The sequence below is a fragment of the Pseudovibrio sp. Alg231-02 genome, assembly GCF_900143565.1.
GTDB lineage: Bacteria > Pseudomonadota > Alphaproteobacteria > Rhizobiales > Stappiaceae > Pseudovibrio.
In genome coordinates, this window is the sequence record NZ_FREX01000003.1 from 312,798 (window position 1) to 329,653 (window position 16,856).

At 49.8% G+C, this 16,856-nt stretch carries 15 protein-coding genes; 11 read left to right on the forward strand and 4 right to left on the reverse strand.

Annotation, left to right across the window (positions count from 1 at the left end; all coding sequences use genetic code 11):
* Positions 1 to 12 precede the first annotated feature (12 nt).
* Complete coding sequence (locus tag DHN43_RS10910) at positions 13 to 1,011, reverse strand: alpha/beta hydrolase (RefSeq protein WP_108818606.1); 999 nt, start codon at positions 1,009 to 1,011, stop codon at positions 13 to 15.
* Between the two features lie 386 nt (positions 1,012 to 1,397).
* Between DHN43_RS10910 and ffh the strand changes: the two genes are divergently transcribed.
* From ffh to DHN43_RS10960, 10 genes are all read left to right on the forward strand, one after another.
* On the forward strand, positions 1,398 to 2,954 hold the full coding sequence (gene ffh / locus DHN43_RS10915) for a signal recognition particle protein (RefSeq protein ID WP_063294623.1): 1,557 nt from the start codon (positions 1,398 to 1,400) through the stop codon (positions 2,952 to 2,954).
* Positions 2,955 to 3,272, forward strand: coding sequence for a chorismate mutase (locus tag DHN43_RS10920; RefSeq protein ID WP_063303867.1), 318 nt, complete (start codon positions 2,955 to 2,957; stop codon positions 3,270 to 3,272).
* Positions 3,273 to 3,293: 21 nt separating this feature from the next.
* On the forward strand, positions 3,294 to 3,683 hold the full coding sequence (rpsP, locus tag DHN43_RS10925; protein ID WP_063294622.1) for a 30S ribosomal protein S16: 390 nt from the start codon (positions 3,294 to 3,296) through the stop codon (positions 3,681 to 3,683).
* A 36-nt stretch (positions 3,684 to 3,719) separates the two neighbouring features.
* On the forward strand, positions 3,720 to 4,283 hold the full coding sequence (rimM, locus tag DHN43_RS10930; RefSeq protein WP_108818607.1) for a ribosome maturation factor RimM: 564 nt from the start codon (positions 3,720 to 3,722) through the stop codon (positions 4,281 to 4,283).
* A 110-nt stretch (positions 4,284 to 4,393) separates the two neighbouring features.
* A complete protein-coding gene (gene trmD, locus DHN43_RS10935; protein WP_108818608.1) occupies positions 4,394 to 5,098 on the forward strand; it encodes a tRNA (guanosine(37)-N1)-methyltransferase TrmD in 705 nt (234 codons plus the stop codon).
* 203 nt (positions 5,099 to 5,301) lie between these two features.
* Entirely contained in the window at positions 5,302 to 5,763 is a 462-nt protein-coding gene (gene rplS, locus DHN43_RS10940) for a 50S ribosomal protein L19 (RefSeq protein WP_057463274.1), read from the forward strand.
* A 923-nt stretch (positions 5,764 to 6,686) separates the two neighbouring features.
* Positions 6,687 to 7,547, forward strand: coding sequence for a metallophosphoesterase (locus DHN43_RS10945; RefSeq protein WP_108818609.1), 861 nt, complete (start codon positions 6,687 to 6,689; stop codon positions 7,545 to 7,547).
* 305 nt (positions 7,548 to 7,852) lie between these two features.
* Positions 7,853 to 9,259, forward strand: coding sequence for a 3-isopropylmalate dehydratase large subunit (gene leuC / locus DHN43_RS10950; RefSeq protein ID WP_063303123.1), 1,407 nt, complete (start codon positions 7,853 to 7,855; stop codon positions 9,257 to 9,259).
* Positions 9,260 to 9,533: 274 nt separating this feature from the next.
* A complete protein-coding gene (locus tag DHN43_RS10955) occupies positions 9,534 to 10,091 on the forward strand; it encodes an HNH endonuclease (RefSeq protein WP_057464626.1) in 558 nt (185 codons plus the stop codon).
* A 127-nt stretch (positions 10,092 to 10,218) separates the two neighbouring features.
* The gene (locus tag DHN43_RS10960; RefSeq protein ID WP_159096824.1) at positions 10,219 to 11,658 is read left to right on the forward strand and encodes a pilus assembly protein TadG-related protein; all 1,440 of its coding nucleotides are present in this window, start codon (positions 10,219 to 10,221) and stop codon (positions 11,656 to 11,658) included.
* Between the two features lie 71 nt (positions 11,659 to 11,729).
* Here DHN43_RS10960 and acs read toward each other — a convergent pair whose 3' ends face one another.
* From acs to DHN43_RS10975, 3 genes are all read right to left on the reverse strand, one after another.
* Complete coding sequence (acs, locus tag DHN43_RS10965; RefSeq protein WP_108818610.1) at positions 11,730 to 13,679, reverse strand: acetate--CoA ligase; 1,950 nt, start codon at positions 13,677 to 13,679, stop codon at positions 11,730 to 11,732.
* 176 nt (positions 13,680 to 13,855) lie between these two features.
* A complete protein-coding gene (locus tag DHN43_RS10970) occupies positions 13,856 to 14,254 on the reverse strand; it encodes a DUF1761 domain-containing protein (RefSeq protein ID WP_108818611.1) in 399 nt (132 codons plus the stop codon).
* A gap of 163 nt (positions 14,255 to 14,417) precedes the next feature.
* Positions 14,418 to 15,020: a glutathione S-transferase family protein gene (locus tag DHN43_RS10975; RefSeq protein WP_108818612.1), complete on the reverse strand. Its 603-nt coding sequence runs from the start codon at positions 15,018 to 15,020 to the stop codon at positions 14,418 to 14,420.
* 463 nt (positions 15,021 to 15,483) lie between these two features.
* On the opposite strand from DHN43_RS10975, the gene DHN43_RS10980 reads away from it, so the two are divergent.
* The gene (locus tag DHN43_RS10980; protein ID WP_108818613.1) at positions 15,484 to 16,827 is read left to right on the forward strand and encodes a D-alanyl-D-alanine carboxypeptidase family protein; all 1,344 of its coding nucleotides are present in this window, start codon (positions 15,484 to 15,486) and stop codon (positions 16,825 to 16,827) included.
* Positions 16,828 to 16,856 lie beyond the last annotated feature (29 nt).

A 16,856-nucleotide genomic window follows, 5' to 3' on the forward strand; every position in this document is an offset into this window, starting at 1 on the left:
CATCAGGAAGGTTTATTGAGAGTAGACAGTGGGTACGCCTCTGGACCCAAGCCACTCGATGATACCGTTGGAGACGAGGAGGTTGTTTTCCGGATTGATGATGTCGCCTGCTATGACGTGATGGTTGCCTGCGGACTCGGTTATGAGGAGGCGGTGCTTTGGTGCACCCCAGTTTTCGAAGAACTTCGCTGTGGTGTGCTCATCTGAGGTTTCGTCGCGGATATCGTAGATGAACATGGTTGGGATGCTTGCGTTTGCTGCATCCAGGCTGCCAACGAGTTTGACGGTTTCAGCAAGAGGAAGCAGGGCGGTTGCCGGATAGGCGTTGGTCCAGGCGTAGATCTCCTCAAAGTTGGCATTCGGATCAGCAACCCGATAACGGCCCACGATGATTGGGGTATAGTACTCTGCAAGCGGATATGTGAGCAGGGAGGTTCCTGCAGCGGCCAGTTCAAAAACGGGAGAGATGAGGACGATTGCTTCTATGTCCTCCTTTAGAGAATGATCAGTCAGATCCATCCATGCTGTCAAAGAACCTCCAAATGACGTGCTGATAACGATGACTTTGTTGCCGATGGCTTTCCCGATTGTGAGCGCTTCTGCCAAAGCATTGAAGTAGTCATCGACATTCGGTTCTCCCATAGCAGCAGGTGTACGGGCGTGACCGGGAAGCCGTGTGTAATAGAGGTTGGCCTGAATGGAGCTGGCGACGAGATCGGGAACGGGTCTGATTTCATCTTTACTGGCAGAAAAGCCGTGCATGTAGACGACGGAAAATTCGGTTTTGGCTTTGGTGTCGGGGTTTTGCCAGATGATTTGCTTTTCGAGACCGGGCTTAATGTCTGTAAAGCGGCTTTCTACCCGTGCGATGTATTCTTCGGGGTCTTCGCCAATGTCGCTTGGGTTGAATGTGATAGAGGGAGACACATAGGTGTTGGCCCAGTAGAGCAGGAAGCCGATGATCAGCACAATAAGAGACAGCAAAAACAGATAGTTCTTTCGGAAGAGCATCGTTAAATCGCCTCTTTTTTTGCTGATAGTGAGTCAGCTTGGCAGGAAACCTAGTGCATCTTTGAGTTTTCCTTTTTATCCAAGCTTATACAATCTCCAACAAATGGCGGTTTTGCTTGACTCGGCACCTGTATTCTCGTAGATACCCGACCTAACTCCTTCTATGTGAAGACCGGAGCCACTGACTGGGACCCGAAAAGGTGTAAAGAGATCCCAGAAGTCAACACCCGACAGCGCGTTGCGCCCTCGGGTGATTTTTTGCTATGTGCAATCGATTTGCCGTGGCAATTTTGGCTTGGTGACACCAAATTCACTAGGAACGAGTGTACGGCACCAGTTGGTTTTCTTCAGGTGTTTGTGCAGAAACGAGATTTTAAAGGAACGACATGTTCGATAATCTGTCAGATCGCCTAGGCGGCATTCTAGATAAGCTCACAAAACGCGGTGCGCTTTCTGAATCCGATGTTAATGAAGCGCTGCGCGAAGTTCGCCGCGCGCTCATTGAGGCTGATGTGGCGCTGCCGATCGTGCGTTCTTTTGTCGACAAGGTGAAACACCGCGCTGTTGGCGCAGAGGTTGTTAAGTCCATTAAGCCGGGTCAGATGGTCGTTAAGATCGTGCATGACCAGCTTATTGAGATGCTCGGTGAGGAATCTCATCCGATCGACCTGAATGCGCCGGCTCCGGTTTGCATTATGATGGTTGGTCTGCAGGGTGCAGGTAAAACCACCGCAACCGGCAAGATTGCACGTCGCCTGACACAGCGCGATAAGCGCAAAGTTTTGATGGCTTCTCTTGATACGCGCCGTCCGGCAGCGCAGGAGCAGCTGAAAGTTCTGGGTGAGCAGAACGAGATTGACACGCTTCCTATCATTGAAGGGCAGCAGCCAGTTGATATCGCAAAGCGTGCGCTGAATGCAGCGAAGCTTGGCGGTTATGACGTGGTCATGCTCGATACAGCGGGTCGTGGTCACATTGACGAGCCTCTCATGATTGAGATGGAGCAGATCAAAGCTGCGTCCAACCCGCATGAAGTTCTGCTTGTTGCCGATGCACTGACCGGTCAGGACGCCGTTAATCTGGCGAAGAGCTTTGATGAGCGTTGCGCGATCACAGGTATCATGCTCACCCGTATGGATGGTGACGGTCGTGGTGGTGCGGCGCTTTCCATGCGTGCTGTTACCGGCAAGCCGATCAAGCTGATTGGTACCGGTGAAAAATCTGATGAGCTCGAAGATTTCCATCCAAAGCGTATTGCTGATCGCATCCTTGGAATGGGCGATATTGTTTCGCTCGTTGAAAAGGCTGCTGAAGCGATTGATGCGGAAAAAGCCGCAGAGATGGCTCGGAAGATGCAGAAGGGTCACTTTGACCTGAACGATCTTTCTGAACAGCTGAAGCAGATGGAAAAGATGGGCGGAATGTCCGGCATGATGGGCATGCTTCCGGGTGTTGGCAAAATGAAGAAGCAGCTTGCTTCCGCCAACCTTGATGAGAACATGTTCAAACGCCAGATGGCGATCATCTCCTCTATGACCAAGAAAGAGCGTGCCAAGCCTGAACTGCTTAAAGCAAGCCGTAAGAAGCGTATTGCTGCAGGTTCTGGTGTGCAGGTCGCTGAAGTTAATAAGCTTTTGAAAATGCACCGCCAGATGGCCGATATGATGAAGGCCATGGGTAAGGGCAAAGGCAAGGGCATGCTCGGCAAGATGATGGGCGCTATGGGTGGCGGTATGCCAGGCATGGGCGGCGGAATGCCGAACATCGACCCTAAAGCGCTTGAGCAGATGGCTAAATCCGGTCAGCTGCCGGGCGGCATGGAAATGCCTAAAGGATTACCGGGTGGTGGGCTTCCCGGGGGATTGCCAGGAGCTGGCGGCCCTAAATTGCCCGGTCTTGGTGGAGCATCTGGTTTGCCAGGGCTCGGCAAGGGGAAAAAGTAATTGAGCGAGATCGACAAAACTGAAGAAGCCAAGGCGATCCTTGGTGGACTTCGCTCCAGCATCGACAACATTGACGCTGCTCTGGTGCATATGTTGGCTGAACGATTTCGTTGCACACAGGCTGTTGGGGAGCTGAAAGCTACCCATGGTCTTCCACCGGCTGACCCGGCCCGTGAAAAACTTCAGATTGAGCGTCTGCGCCGCCTCGCGGCCGAGGCCAATCTTGATCCTGACTTTGCTGAAAAGTTCCTGAACTTCATCGTGAAGGAAGTCATTCGGCATCATGAAGCTATTGCTGCTGAACACAGCACAGACTGAATACCTAGGAGTAAATAAACAATGGCTACTAAAATTCGCCTCGCACGCGGTGGCACTAAAAAGCGTCCTTTCTACCGTATCGTAATTGCAGACGTTCGCTCCCCACGCGACGGTCGTTTCATCGAAATCGTTGGTCGTTACAACCCAATGCTTCCTAAAGATGCAGACAACCGCGTTGAGCTGAACGAAGAACGCATCAAGCATTGGCTTGGTCACGGCGCACAGCCATCCGACCGCGTACTGCGTTTCCTGGATGCAGCTGGCCTGATGAAGCGTGAGCCACGCAACAACCCAATCAAAGCGAAACTCGGCAAGAAAGCTCAAGAGCGTCTTGACGAGAAGCTGGCTGCAGAAGCTGAAGCAAAAGCTGCAGCTGAAGAAGCTGCTGCTGAAGCACCAGCTTCCGAATAATATAAGCATACCCGATCTGAGAAGGAGACGCCGGCAATGGCAAACAAGCCTGAAGACCGCATTCTAATGGCTCAGATCGGGGCTGCTCACGGCATACGTGGAGAAGTGCGGGTCAAACCATTTGGTGATGACCCGCTTTCTTTTGGCGATTACGGTAAGCTCGAAAGTGCTGACGGTAGCCGCAAATTTAAAGTTAAGAAGGCTCGCATTCAAAAAACTGTGGTGGTTACCAAGTTTGAAGGCGTGAATACCCGCAATGAAGCAGAAGTCCTCAATGGGATGAAGCTTTATATTGCTCGCGAAAAACTGCCTGAAACAGAAGACGAAGACGAGTTCTATCACACTGATCTCATTGGCCTGAAAGCCATTGATGAGAAGGGTGAGGCAATTGGAACTGTGTTGGCTCTTTTGAATTTTGGCGCAGGTGATTTGATTGAAGTTGCCCCGAAAAGCGGCAATTCTCTTATGTTCCCATTCACAAAAGCTGTTGTTCCTACCATTGATCTCAAAGAGGGATATGTGGAGGTTCATGCTCCTGAAGGCTTTTATGATGAAGGTGAAAAAGAACCTGAAGATGGCTCCAAGCCGGAAGCAGACTGATTTTTCACATGACCAGATGCAGACATTGCTGAGATCATCAGCGTGATTTTTGCAGTTTGTGCATCAAAATACATTCCAGAGACTGACCTTACTTAAGCAACGGGTATCCTATGGCCTTTCGTGCATCCATCTTGACGCTGTACCCTGAGATGTTTCCGGGAAATCTGGCAATGAGCATGTCTGGACGCGCGTTGGAGCGCGGGGATTGGTCTCTTACAGCGAACAACATTCGCGATTACGCGACTGATAAGCATCGCTCTGTTGATGATACGCCTGCTGGCGGTGGTGCTGGCATGGTTCTGCGTCCTGATATTCTTGGCAAAGCAATTGATGATGTGACTGAGGATGAAGATACACGTCCACGGTTGCTCATGAGCCCGCGCGGTAAGCCATTTACGCAGGCAAAGGCTCGTGAACTGGCTGATGGATCGGGTGTGATCATCGTCTGCGGTCGTTTTGAAGGTGTTGATGAGCGCGTCATAGAAGGGCGCCAGCTCGAGGAAGTGTCTATTGGCGACTACATTCTCTCAGGAGGAGAAGTTGCTGCTCATGTGGTTTTGGATAGTATTGTTCGCCTTCTTCCCGGTGTTATGGGAAATAAAGAGAGCGGTGAATCTGAAAGCTTTGAGAATGGCTTACTTGAACACCCACATTATACGCGGCCTGTAGAATTTGAAGGGCAGGAAGTCCCATCTATTCTTAAAAGTGGTAATCATAAACTGATTGATCAGTGGCGCCTTGAGATGTCTGAAAAGATTACTCAAGAAAGACGACCAGATCTTTGGAAGGATTACCTAGAAAATAGCCGTGGATAGCGGGTTTTCTACACTTTTTTCATGACAAACCTACAAAAATCGGCTAAACCCGCGCCGACTGGAGTGGATTCTGTCTGGCGTTTGCCGCTAGGGTCCTAGTTCCACTTCACTTCCCGGCATAATGCCAAGGTTTGGTGAACACGTCCCGGTGGCTCGACCACTGAGGGACGCTCTGACCAATATTTAAAATGGAAGAAACTGCCATGAATATCATTGAGCAGCTCGACGCCGAAGAAATGGCTCGCATCGAAGAGAAGCGTACGCTTCCTGAGTTCTCTCCAGGTGATACCGTACGTGTTCTCGTACGCGTTACCGAAGGTACTCGTACTCGTGTGCAGGCCTACGAAGGCGTATGCATCGCACGCTCCGGCGGCGGCATCAACGAAAGCTTCACCGTTCGTAAGATTTCTTACGGCGAAGGTGTAGAGCGTGTATTCCCAGTATTCAGCCCAATGCTCGAAGGTCTGGAAATCATTCGCCGCGGTAAAGTCCGTCGTGCGAAACTTTACTACCTGCGTGAGCGTCGCGGTAAGTCCGCACGTATCGTTGAAGCTACCAACGTACGCGCAAAGCGCCTTAACGAAGAAGCTCGTGCGGCTGCTAATGCTGCGAAAGCTGCAAAAGCTGCTGAAAAGGCTGCTGAAGCTAAAGGTTCTGCAGAGTAAGATTTACTCTTCGGCCTCTATGGTTTCTAAAACCCCGCTGAGAAATCAGCGGGGTTTTTTGTGTTCATGGTCAGGCTTTCTACAGGTTCTGCGGTTTGGTTAGCTTCAGGCATCGCAGCTCTCTCGGTGTCATCCCTGCTTTTGAGCTGGGATCCAGAACCGATTGCTTTTTCACCAACGCGTTTGGCCAATCTCTAACACTTGGGGGTATGGGTCCCGGGTCTTCGCCCGGGATGACATTGATGGGTGGGGCAAAGGCTGTCTCAAAAAACTTATTCCCCTTCTGAAATCCTCCCATATTCTGAACCTATGCCTACGTAACGGGCTGCTGGCGGAGCGACCGTCAGTTTGTCGTAGGTTGGGTTGGGCTGTTGGGAGACGTAACGCACCTTTCAGCGGTCCGGTGAACCGAACTTCAAACGTGACCGCATGGTTTGAGGGGAAGGGCCCAGGACTATAGGGTATCACGCGGCGACGGATACAAGAGCACCGGCAGTAAGACCTGCTTTTGCAGATGTGTTTGTCAAAGACGGAGGAACTGTTTGGGCATGGAAACGTGTCTGGATAAGCCACTTTCTTTCCGGGAAACCGGCTATCGTGCCTTATAGGCAAAAGAGGCGACGTAGTTCATTAAAAGAAAGCCCGGGCAAGGCGTGTAGCTGATGCCGAAGAAACATTATTTAATAAGTAGCGCAGGTATTGCCTGCCGCCTTGCTCATCCCGACTTCCGGGAACTCTGGTTCAACACTGCATGAGAGGTCATGTGGTGATGTTGGTGTTTGCAGAGTAAATGTGACAGGCTCTGGTGCGCATCCTTTGCGCAAGTTTTCAGGGGGATATTCCTGGGAGCTGTCAGAATACAATTAATCCAAGTGGGTTAGGTTAGCACTGAAAGATGCATTGAGTAGGGAGCTTGAAGGCAAATGGTGATCGCATTCATCATCATTTTCATCGTGTTACTCGGTATCTATGCCGTGTTTGTAGAGCCTTGGCTGCCTCCTAAAATTACCCGGCATAAAGTTGTTGTTTCTCCAGAAGCTCTTGGCCAAAAACCTCTGCAGATTGTTGTTATGACTGATCTGCATGCGTGCTGGCCGTGGATGCGCCCTGAGCGGATAGCCCGCATCGTAGAGCGCGTGAACAGTCTGGAGCCTGATCTTATTGCGCTTTTAGGCGACTACCACACAGCCATGCACCCGCCGTTTGCAAAGCCGTTAGCTTCTGCCGCCGCTTGGGCGCAACCTATGCAGCATTTGAAGGCGCCTCTGGGCGTTTTTGGTGTTTTGGGTAACCATGATTGGCTTGAAGGTGGTGAGGACGCCAGAGAGGCATTGGAAGCTTCTGGAGTAACTGTTCTTGAGAACAGAGCTCAGCGTGTATCTACACGAGGCAACTCTCATGTCTGGCTCTTGGGACTGGATGATCAGTATGGTGAGGCCTGCCAGTTGCACGGGACGGGACGCCGGGATGATCTTGAGGTGGCCTTAAGTCAGGTTGAAGATGACAGTGCCCCGCGGATTTTGCTTGCCCATGAGCCGGACATCTTCCTGGACGCCAAGAAATCCGTAGATTTGACCCTAAGCGGGCATACTCATGGTGGGCAGGTTCGTTTGCCGTTTATTGGTGCACTGACAATACCATCGCGGCTTGACCGGAAGTATGCGAAGGGCGCTTTTGAGGAAAATGGAAGCACTCTTATCGTTGGCAGCGGGCTTGGATGCTCGGGACTTCCAATCCGTTTTCTGTGTCCGCCAGAACTTTTGCTCATAGAAATATATGCTTAGGCTACAGGGTATTGATCGCATCAAAAGGATTGTTTGATTGCGTCTAACTTGCTTTCATTACCTTTCCGTCTTGAGAGAATCTCAAGGCAAAGAAGCTTGATATTTTGACGATCTGGGCCGATTAATAGAGCCAGTATAGCGGGAGCTTCGTTTGTAGTTGTTTCCGTATTTTCAAGATTTATGCGGCCGCAGAGAGCTGCAAGTAATAAGTGAGTGGTCCTGTTTTCTCGGATCTTGAGCGCTTGGTAGGTGCGATCAGAGCCGAATTTGAAACAAGGATCATTCGTTTCCAGGAGACAAGCGCAATGTCGCAGGCCAAAACTCTTTACGATAAGATCTGGGACCACCACGTGGTCAGCACGCAAGAAGACGGCACTTGCCTGCTTTACATTGACCGCCACCTGGTACACGAAGTTACGAGCCCGCAGGCATTTGAAGGCCTGCGTATGGCTGGCCGTCAGGTTCGTCACCCAAAGCGTACACTGGCTGTTGTTGACCATAACGTTCCAACCACTGACCGCTCCCAGGGTATTGATGATCCTGAAAGCGCGTTGCAAGTTGATACGCTTGCGAAAAATGCAGCTGAGTTTGGCGTTGAATACTATTCAGAGCTTGATCAGCGTCAGGGTGTGGTGCACATCGTGGGTCCTGAGCAGGGCTTTACACTGCCGGGCATGACGATCGTTTGTGGTGACAGCCATACATCCACGCATGGTGCGTTTGGTTCTCTTGCACACGGTATTGGTACTTCTGAAGTTGAGCACGTTCTGGCGACCCAGACGCTGATTCAGAAGAAAGCGAAGAACCTGCGTGTGACTGTGAATGGTCAGCTGCCAGAAGGGGTAACCGCTAAAGATATCGTACTGGCGATCATCGGAGAGCTGGGTACTGCTGGCGGCACCGGTTACGTCATTGAATACGCAGGTGAAGCGATCCGTAATCTGTCTATGGAAGGTCGTATGACCGTCTGTAACATGTCCATTGAAGCTGGTGCTCGCGCTGGTCTGATTGCTCCGGATGAGAAAACCTTTGAGTACCTGAAGGGCCGTCCTAAATCACCTAAGGGCGCCGCATGGGAACAGGCACAAGCCTACTGGGAAACTCTGTTTACTGATGAAAATGCAGAGTTTGATACAGAAATCGTTCTGGATGCAGCGAACCTGCCTCCAATCGTGACCTGGGGTTCTTCTCCTGAAGATGTTGTTTCCGTTACCGGTGTTGTTCCTAATCCGGCTGAGATTGAAGATGACAACCGCCGCGCTTCTAAAGAGCGTGCGCTTGAGTACATGGGCGTTGAAGCGGGTCAGAAGATCACTGACATCAAGGTTGACCGCGTGTTTGTTGGTTCTTGCACCAACGGACGTATCGAAGATCTGCGCGAAGCTGCTGCCGTTGTTAAAGGCAAAAAGGTTGCAGACACCGTTAGCGCGATGATCGTTCCGGGTTCTGGTCTGGTGAAAGCACAGGCTGAAGCGGAAGGTCTGGATGAGATCTTCAAAGACGCTGGTTTCGAATGGCGTGAGCCTGGGTGTTCCATGTGTCTGGCGATGAATGCTGACAAATTAAAGCCGGGTGAGCGTTGTGCTTCCACTTCCAACCGTAACTTTGAGGGCCGTCAGGGCTTCAAGGGCCGTACGCACCTTGTTTCTCCAGGAATGGCGGCAGCGGCTGCGATTGCCGGACACTTTGTTGATGTGCGTCACTGGAAGTAATCGCAGATAAAATTTTGCAAATGAGCGGGAGTAGGTGACTATTCCCGCTTTTTTTATTTTGGGACCGACATTGCGACAAAGTGTGTCGTGCGGATCTAATTGTCTGATCCATAGCGGGTTTCTGCTGATGTGCTTGGCCCGTATTTCGATTTCCTTAGGGTAAGGATGATTGTCAGACTTCACATAGCTGTCATTTGCTGACTACAATATCAAAACATCTCAAGATGATTTCCGCTCAGGCGCTTGTGTTCTGAGCGAGACTCGGGAGCATGTTGTGAACGCAGTCGTTTCAGAAGGCGCATTCCCGGCGCTTGTGTTGAATGCAGATTATCGGCCTCTGTCTTACTACCCCTTGTCTCTGTGGGGGTGGCAAGATGCGGTGAAGGCTGTGTTTTTAGATCGAGTTAGTATCGTCTCTGAATACGATCAGGTTGTGAGAAGCCCAAGTCTTGAGTTTCAACTCCCCAGCGTGGTCGCGCTAAAGTCCTTCGTAGAGACAGAGAGAAACCCTGCTTTTACGCGGTTTAATGTGTTTTTGCGGGATAGATTTCAATGCCAGTATTGCGGTTCCCTGAACGACCTGACTTTTGATCACCTCATCCCGCGCAGTAAGGGCGGGATGACCACTTGGGACAATGTCATTACAGCTTGCTCTCCCTGCAATTTACGCAAGGCAAACAAATCCTGGCAAGAAATGAACATGCAGCCCATGCAAATGCCGTTTATTCCACGCGTGCATGACCTACATAACAACGGCCGCCTGTTCCCACCCAACTACCTGCACGAGAGCTGGTTAGATTTCCTCTATTGGGACAGCGAGCTCGAGCCGTGAAATGCGGTTAATGTTTTGTTAGCCATTAGCCCGAAAACTTTCAGTAAAGTTGAGTGATTAATACCCGAGATACTACCCTTATATTATGCTAGGCATAATTACATGGGCGTCGATGGTGGGCATCTCGATGGGTTATTTCAGACAATTCTCTACACTATTCAAAAGGTTCAACCGCTCCGAAGACGGGATGGTGGCGGTTCTTGTCGCAGTGCTCATGGTTTTGATGATTGTGTTCGCTGGAATGGCGATTGATTTCGGCATGGGCTTTAACACTCGCCGCGCAGTAAATCAGGCATTGGATGCAGCAGTGCTAGCTGTTGCTAACAAACTCACTATTACGGAGATGAGTAAAGCAGAAGTGCAGGAGATGACCGAAGAGTATTTCGAGGCTAATATTAAAGATTCAATCGGTGAAGATGTTGAAGTAACTAAGCCGATCGTTAAGTATGAGATTGGTGGCGATACGATCTCCGCGAGTGCATCTGCAAAACTCAATAACAGCTTTTCTCCAATGATTGGCCTGCTCACTGGTGGTAATGGCGATGAAGCTAGTGAACTTGCTGTTGGTAGTAGTTCAACTGCAAGATTTCCACGGAGTAATGTTGAAGTCTCGGTGATTGTAGACGTTACTGGGTCAATGAGCTCCCACATTGGTGCTCTAAAAAGGGCTTCAACCAGTTTGCTTGATGCACTGTTGCCTGAAGACACCGATATAGCGAAGAGCCGTATTCGTGTATCTTTCATACCATATAGCAACGGGGTGAAACTAGACACGGCACTTGCTGAAAAAGCGACTTTTGATGTTAGCTACTATGGCTGCGTACATGAGCGGATTATGGATCAGTCCACAAGTGAAGTTCCATATGACTTTGAAGATGATGAGGGCAACACAGATTATATCGGATCTGGTTATAGTTATTGCCCACGGAATGCAAAAGTAGTTCCGCTGACTGCAGATCGAAATAAGATTAAAAACTCAATTAGTAGATTATCTGCAGGTGGCGGGACAGCAGGTCAAATCGGGATAGCTTGGGGGTGGTATACAATATCTCCGAGATGGTCGAATTTTTGGCCTTCTGATAGTGAGCCACTGCCTTATGAAACAGACAATATTCGAAAGTACGCGGTGTTTATGACTGATGGTGACTTTAACGTACACTATCGAGATGACTATAATTATAGTCGCGTAGAACAGGCGCGCGAAGAGAAAATCAGAGAAAAAAAACGAAATAACACTTGGACTGAGGGACCGAATCCTGATGGGTCTAACAAGTTTACCTCAGATGAACATGAAGAGTTCGCTAACTTAATTGAATGGAGGTACGCGTCTTCATATGGTGAGTACGGTACTTCATCTGTTCGTGCTAAAGAAATATGTAAGAATATGAAGGAAAAGAACATTACGGTGTATTCTGTTCATTTCGGGAGTTCTTATGCTGCTAAAAGAGTGATGCAGTCTTGCGCAACAAGTAACAGCACCTTTTATAAAGCTGATAATGAAAGTGAACTGATTCAAGCCTTTGAAAAAATCGCTAATGATATCAAGAATATATATTTATCTCAGTAGTTTTAGCGTAATAAAAAACCCCGCCAAATCAGCGGGGTTTTGTTTTCTGGGCTGAATTCAATAGGCGTCGCCTACACGGTTTCAGCTTTGTTTTGGCGGTTGTCGATTAGGTCGCCTACTACGGTTGGGTCGGCTAGGGTTGAGGTGTCGCCCAGATTGTCGAAGCTGTCCTCTGCGATTTTGCGGAGGATGCGGCGCATGATCTTACCGCTACGGGTCTTTGGTAGGCCCGGGGCGAACTGGATGAGGTCTGGGGATGCGATCGGGCCGATTTCAGCGCGAACGTGCTTCACGAGTTTCTTCTTCAGTTCTTCAGAAGGCTCCAAGCCCTCCATGAGGGTGACATAGGCGTAGATGCCTTGTCCCTTCACATCATGCGGATAGCCGACTACAGCAGCTTCTGAGACCTCTGGGTGGGCGACGAGGGCGCTTTCAACTTCAGCAGTCCCCATGCGGTGACCAGATACGTTGATCACATCGTCAACACGGCCTGTGATCCAGTAGTAGCCATCTTCGTCACGACGGCAGCCGTCACCGGTGAAGTAGAAGCCTTTGTAAGTGGCGAAGTATGTTTGGACGAAGCGCTCATGGTCACCGTAAACAGTCCGCATCTGGCCTGGCCAGCTGTCTGTTATGACGAGGTTGCCCTCAGTTGCACCTTCCTGGAAGTTGCCTTCAGCATCAACAATTGCTGGCTGAATGCCGAAGAACGGGCGTGTCGCTGAGCCTGGCTTGAGATCGGTTGCCCCTGGTAGAGGCGTGATCAAGATACCGCCGGTTTCGGTTTGCCACCATGTATCAACGATTGGGCAGCGCTGCTCGCCGACCACATTGTTGTACCATAGCCATGCTTCTGGATTAATTGGCTCGCCGACGGACCCAAGAACGCGCAATGACTTGCGGGATGTGTTGGTTACATATTCATCACCAGCACCCATCAATGCGCGGATTGCGGTCGGGGCGGTGTAGAAGATGTTGACGTTGTGTTTGTCACAAACTTCCCAGAAACGGCCTGCTGTCGGGTAGGTAGGTACACCCTCAAACATTAGTGTTGTCGCGCCGTTTGCGAGTGGACCGTAGAGGATGTAGCTGTGGCCAGTGACCCAACCAACATCAGCAGTGCACCAATAGACCTCGCCTGGGTGGTAGTCGAAAACGTATTGATGCGTCATGGAGGCATAAACGAGGTAACCGCCAGAGGTGTGCATCACACCTTTGGGCTGGCCTGTTGAGCCTGACGTGTAGAGAATGAAGAGCGGATCTTCCGCGTTCATCTCTGCTGGAGGGCAATCTGCAGAAGCTTTTTCGGTTTCTTCGTGATACCAGAGGTCGCGGCCGTCCATCATGTTGACGTTGCCACCGGTGCGTTTCACCACGAAGACCTTGTCGACATTGCCGCATTTTTCGATTGCGCGGTCAGTGTTTTCTTTCAAAGGTACAGTTCGGCCACCGCGGACGCCTTCGTCAGCTGTGATGACAAAGCGTGATTTACAGTCTTCGATACGTCCGGCCAAGCTGTCAGGTGAGAAACCGCCGAACACAACAGAGTGCACTGCGCCGATCCGGGCACACGCAAGCATTGCGTAGGCTGCTTCAGGGATCATTGGCATGTAGACAGTGACGCGATCGCCTTTTTGCACGCCATTGGCAAGCATGGCGTTTGCGAAACGGTTCACTTCTTCAGACAGCTGCTTGTAGGTGATTGTCTTGCTTTGATCTGGCTCATCACCCTCCCAGATGATTGCAGGCTGATCACCGCGTTCTGCCAGATGACGGTCAATACAGTTGGCTGCTACGTTCAGCGTGCCGTCTTCAAACCATTTGATGGAAACATTGTGGTAGTCATAGGACGTGTTTTTGACCTTGGAATAAGGCTTTATCCAGTCAATCCGTTTCCCGTGCTCTCCCCAGAACCCGTCGGGATCCTCAACGGACTTCTTGTACATTTCCAAGTACTGCTCGTTGTTGAGCAGAGCGTTTTCGGCAATCTCAGCCGGTACTGGATATACATCACCAGTCATGGTCAATCTCCCCATTTCCTCCACGGGTAATCACATACCCAACTCCTGTGGCGTATTATGGGCAGCTGCCGTTGGGGCGTCTAGCGAATATGCTTCGAACTTTCGTAGGTCCCGTTGTCTCTAGGTTCGTTTGGCCTACGAAAATTCAGCAATACGAGATATCGAGCTACCCGGAATTAGCCAGAAATCAGCGCGTAAACTGCGCCTTGAACCATCAATACACCGAGCCAATGGCCAGCATCGATGAGCGTCAGCATCCATGAAGCCCGTTGGAATTTGTGATTGACGATCAGGCCTGTGAGTACAAAGCCACCCCAGATTACGATTGCTGCAGTCACGCCACTGGCAATGGTGACAGAGCCTGAGTAAACGAGGATCCCGGCAAGGACGAAAGCCATGATCATTTCGCAGAGAAAAGTTATAACGTAAGTGGAAGGAGACATTTGAACGTCTTCTTCTGAGATGCCGACAGCTTTCATCCAAGAATATGAAAGCACATAGTACCAGATAGACCCGAAAATATATGAAGTGATTCCCGCAGCAAGCACACCCGGTAAGTAAATTCCTTCAATCATATCAATACACCTTGTAAAAGATATGGTGTGCACATGACTTGAGTATTTATTATTCGAAAAATGTATTGAAAATATTTGGTAGCTTCAAGTGCCAGCGGATTTGTAGCTGGCTGTTGAAACAATAGGAGAGGGTGGACAAGACCACCCTCAAAATTCAGGTAGGTTATTGCATTGCCGCAGCTTTTTCATTGGCCTTTGCAAGAGCTGGGCGACTTAAAACTCTTGAAAAATATTCGCTAACGGGTCCTTCCGGCCATTCGAACTTGGAGACTTTGGCCCAGATTGCACAATGACCGATGATGACATCAGCAATTGTGAAGGTGTCGCCCATTGCCCAAGTGTTTTCGCCAAGGCGTTTTTCAAGCTGCTGCATCGATCTGTTCCACTCAAATCGGCAGGCGGGTTTGATGTCTGGTACGCGTTGGTCTTCCGGGTGAATGAATGAGTGTTTTGCAGCCATCCAGAGAATGGAGTCCATTTCATCGAGCGCAAAGTTGGTAAAACTATCCTGCCGGGCACGATCTAAAGTTCCTGATGGGAACGACAGGCTGGAATGTTTGTCTGCCAAATAGGTGCAGATCGCTGTTGAATCGTAGATGGTTTCTCCATCAACGATCAGGGCAGGGATCTTGCCTGATGGGTTTACGGCATAAACATCTTCTTGATGAGGTTTGCTAGGTACGACCTCGTAAGGCAAGTTCAGTTCTTCCAGCAACCAGAGTACCCGCATGGTTCTTGATTGTGGGTGGCCAATAACTTTGTACATAAGATCCTCCTCTTGGATCTGATCATCCGCGTTGATTATGAAAAAGAAAAGTAAGAATGAGTGCGACTTGAGGATAAGCTTTCAAATTACAAGGCGTGCGGCGTTAAATAGGCAAAGTTGATCGATGCTGAGGTGAGTAAAAAGAAATGCCCCTTACAACTGAAGGGGTGATTACGACAGTGTCTCTTTGGTAGTTTGATTTCACAAAATAACCATCACAAGAAAATGCCTTGAAATGTTTGGAAATAGCGGTCTTTTACTGATATTGTCACCCTAATATTTCAGGAGAGACATCATTCTTTATTCCCGGTGTCTGGTGACATAGTTTTTATTGTTTACCCCTACTGTATTTCCTAACGGTAGCTTGGGCTGTTCATGAAACTAAACTAGCAACTTAGCTATCGAAGACAGCTATGCAATGGCTGTCTGCTGCATAAACTGGTAGGCGTGGAGCGGTAAGATCGTGAATTTTTCGGTTTATTGGATTGCCCAGAAACTTCGATTTTTTGCTGTTTTTGCAATAGCTTTGGCCTCCGTGCTGACAAATGCTCGTGCAGATGTTGCTGCATGGCTGTTGATGGATGCCGATAATGGACGCGTTTTGGAGCAGAACGGCGCTTTCGACCGTTGGTACCCAGCTTCCCTAACAAAGATGATGACCGCCTATATCGCTTTTAAGAGTATCTCTCAGGGTGAGATGGCCATGAGCGATATGGTGATGGTCTCTCAAAACGCACTCAATCAACCACCGAGTAAGATGGGCTTCAAAGTTGGGACGACAATCACGCTCGACAATGCCTTGAAAATGATCCTTGTGAAGTCGGCCAATGATATTGCAGTAGCTGTTGCTGAACGGGTAGGTGGGACTGAAGAAAGCTTTATCAGCCAGATGAATGCGACTGCGCGTCGGTTGGGGATGACGCATACTAATTTTGTCAATCCTCACGGGCTACCAGATAATCGTCAGGTTTCATCCGCACGTGATATGGCGCTGCTTGCAAGTACGCTGTGGAACCAGTTTCCGCAGTATCGTTCTTATATGAGTCACCCGGGAATTCGATTTGGCCGAAGAACATTTCGGTCTGGAAATAGAGACTTCCTTCTGCGTACTGCTGGCGCTAACGGATTGAAAACTGGATATATTTGTAATTCCGGTTTCAATGTAGCGACTTCTGCAACACGCAATGGAAGAACAGTTATCGCTGTTGTTCTGGGGGCAGCTTCCAGCCTGGAGCGCTCAGCCTTTGCTAAGAAGCTTATTGATAGTGGTTTCCAGAAGACAGCGGGAACTAAAATTACTGCTTTCCGCGGCAGTGGGAATATCAACCCACCAAAGGACCACTATTGTAAGCGCAATGCCAAGCCAACGGCGCAACAACTTGTTGATCGCTTTGGGACAAAACGTGGTTCTGCCAGCATGATGGCTTATGCCGATGCCGGCAGTCCGAGCCCGCGCGGGAAGTCCATTCGTCTTTCCAAGAAGAAAGTGAACTGGGGTTTGGTCTATGAAGAAATTCTGGGTCCACAGCTAAAGTCATATGCTCCGGTGACTGTGCGCATTGGCAATGAGCATCCGGTTGTCGCACTGAAAAAACTTGGAAATGCAGTGCCTTTGCCAATGCCTAAACCAGGGTCGCAAAAAGGTTTGGAGCCTGCGCCGATTGGAGGCATTCAGCAACTTAATGTGCCAGTGGGCAAGGGAGCTTCTTTGCGGCCTTTGACATCGACTTCTAAACGAGATTTGTTTGGCAGCCCGGGTGGGCTCTATGCTAATACGTCTGCCTTCGGTAAAACGCAGTCACCGTAGCTACAGGCAGTGCAGAATTATGGCTAGTA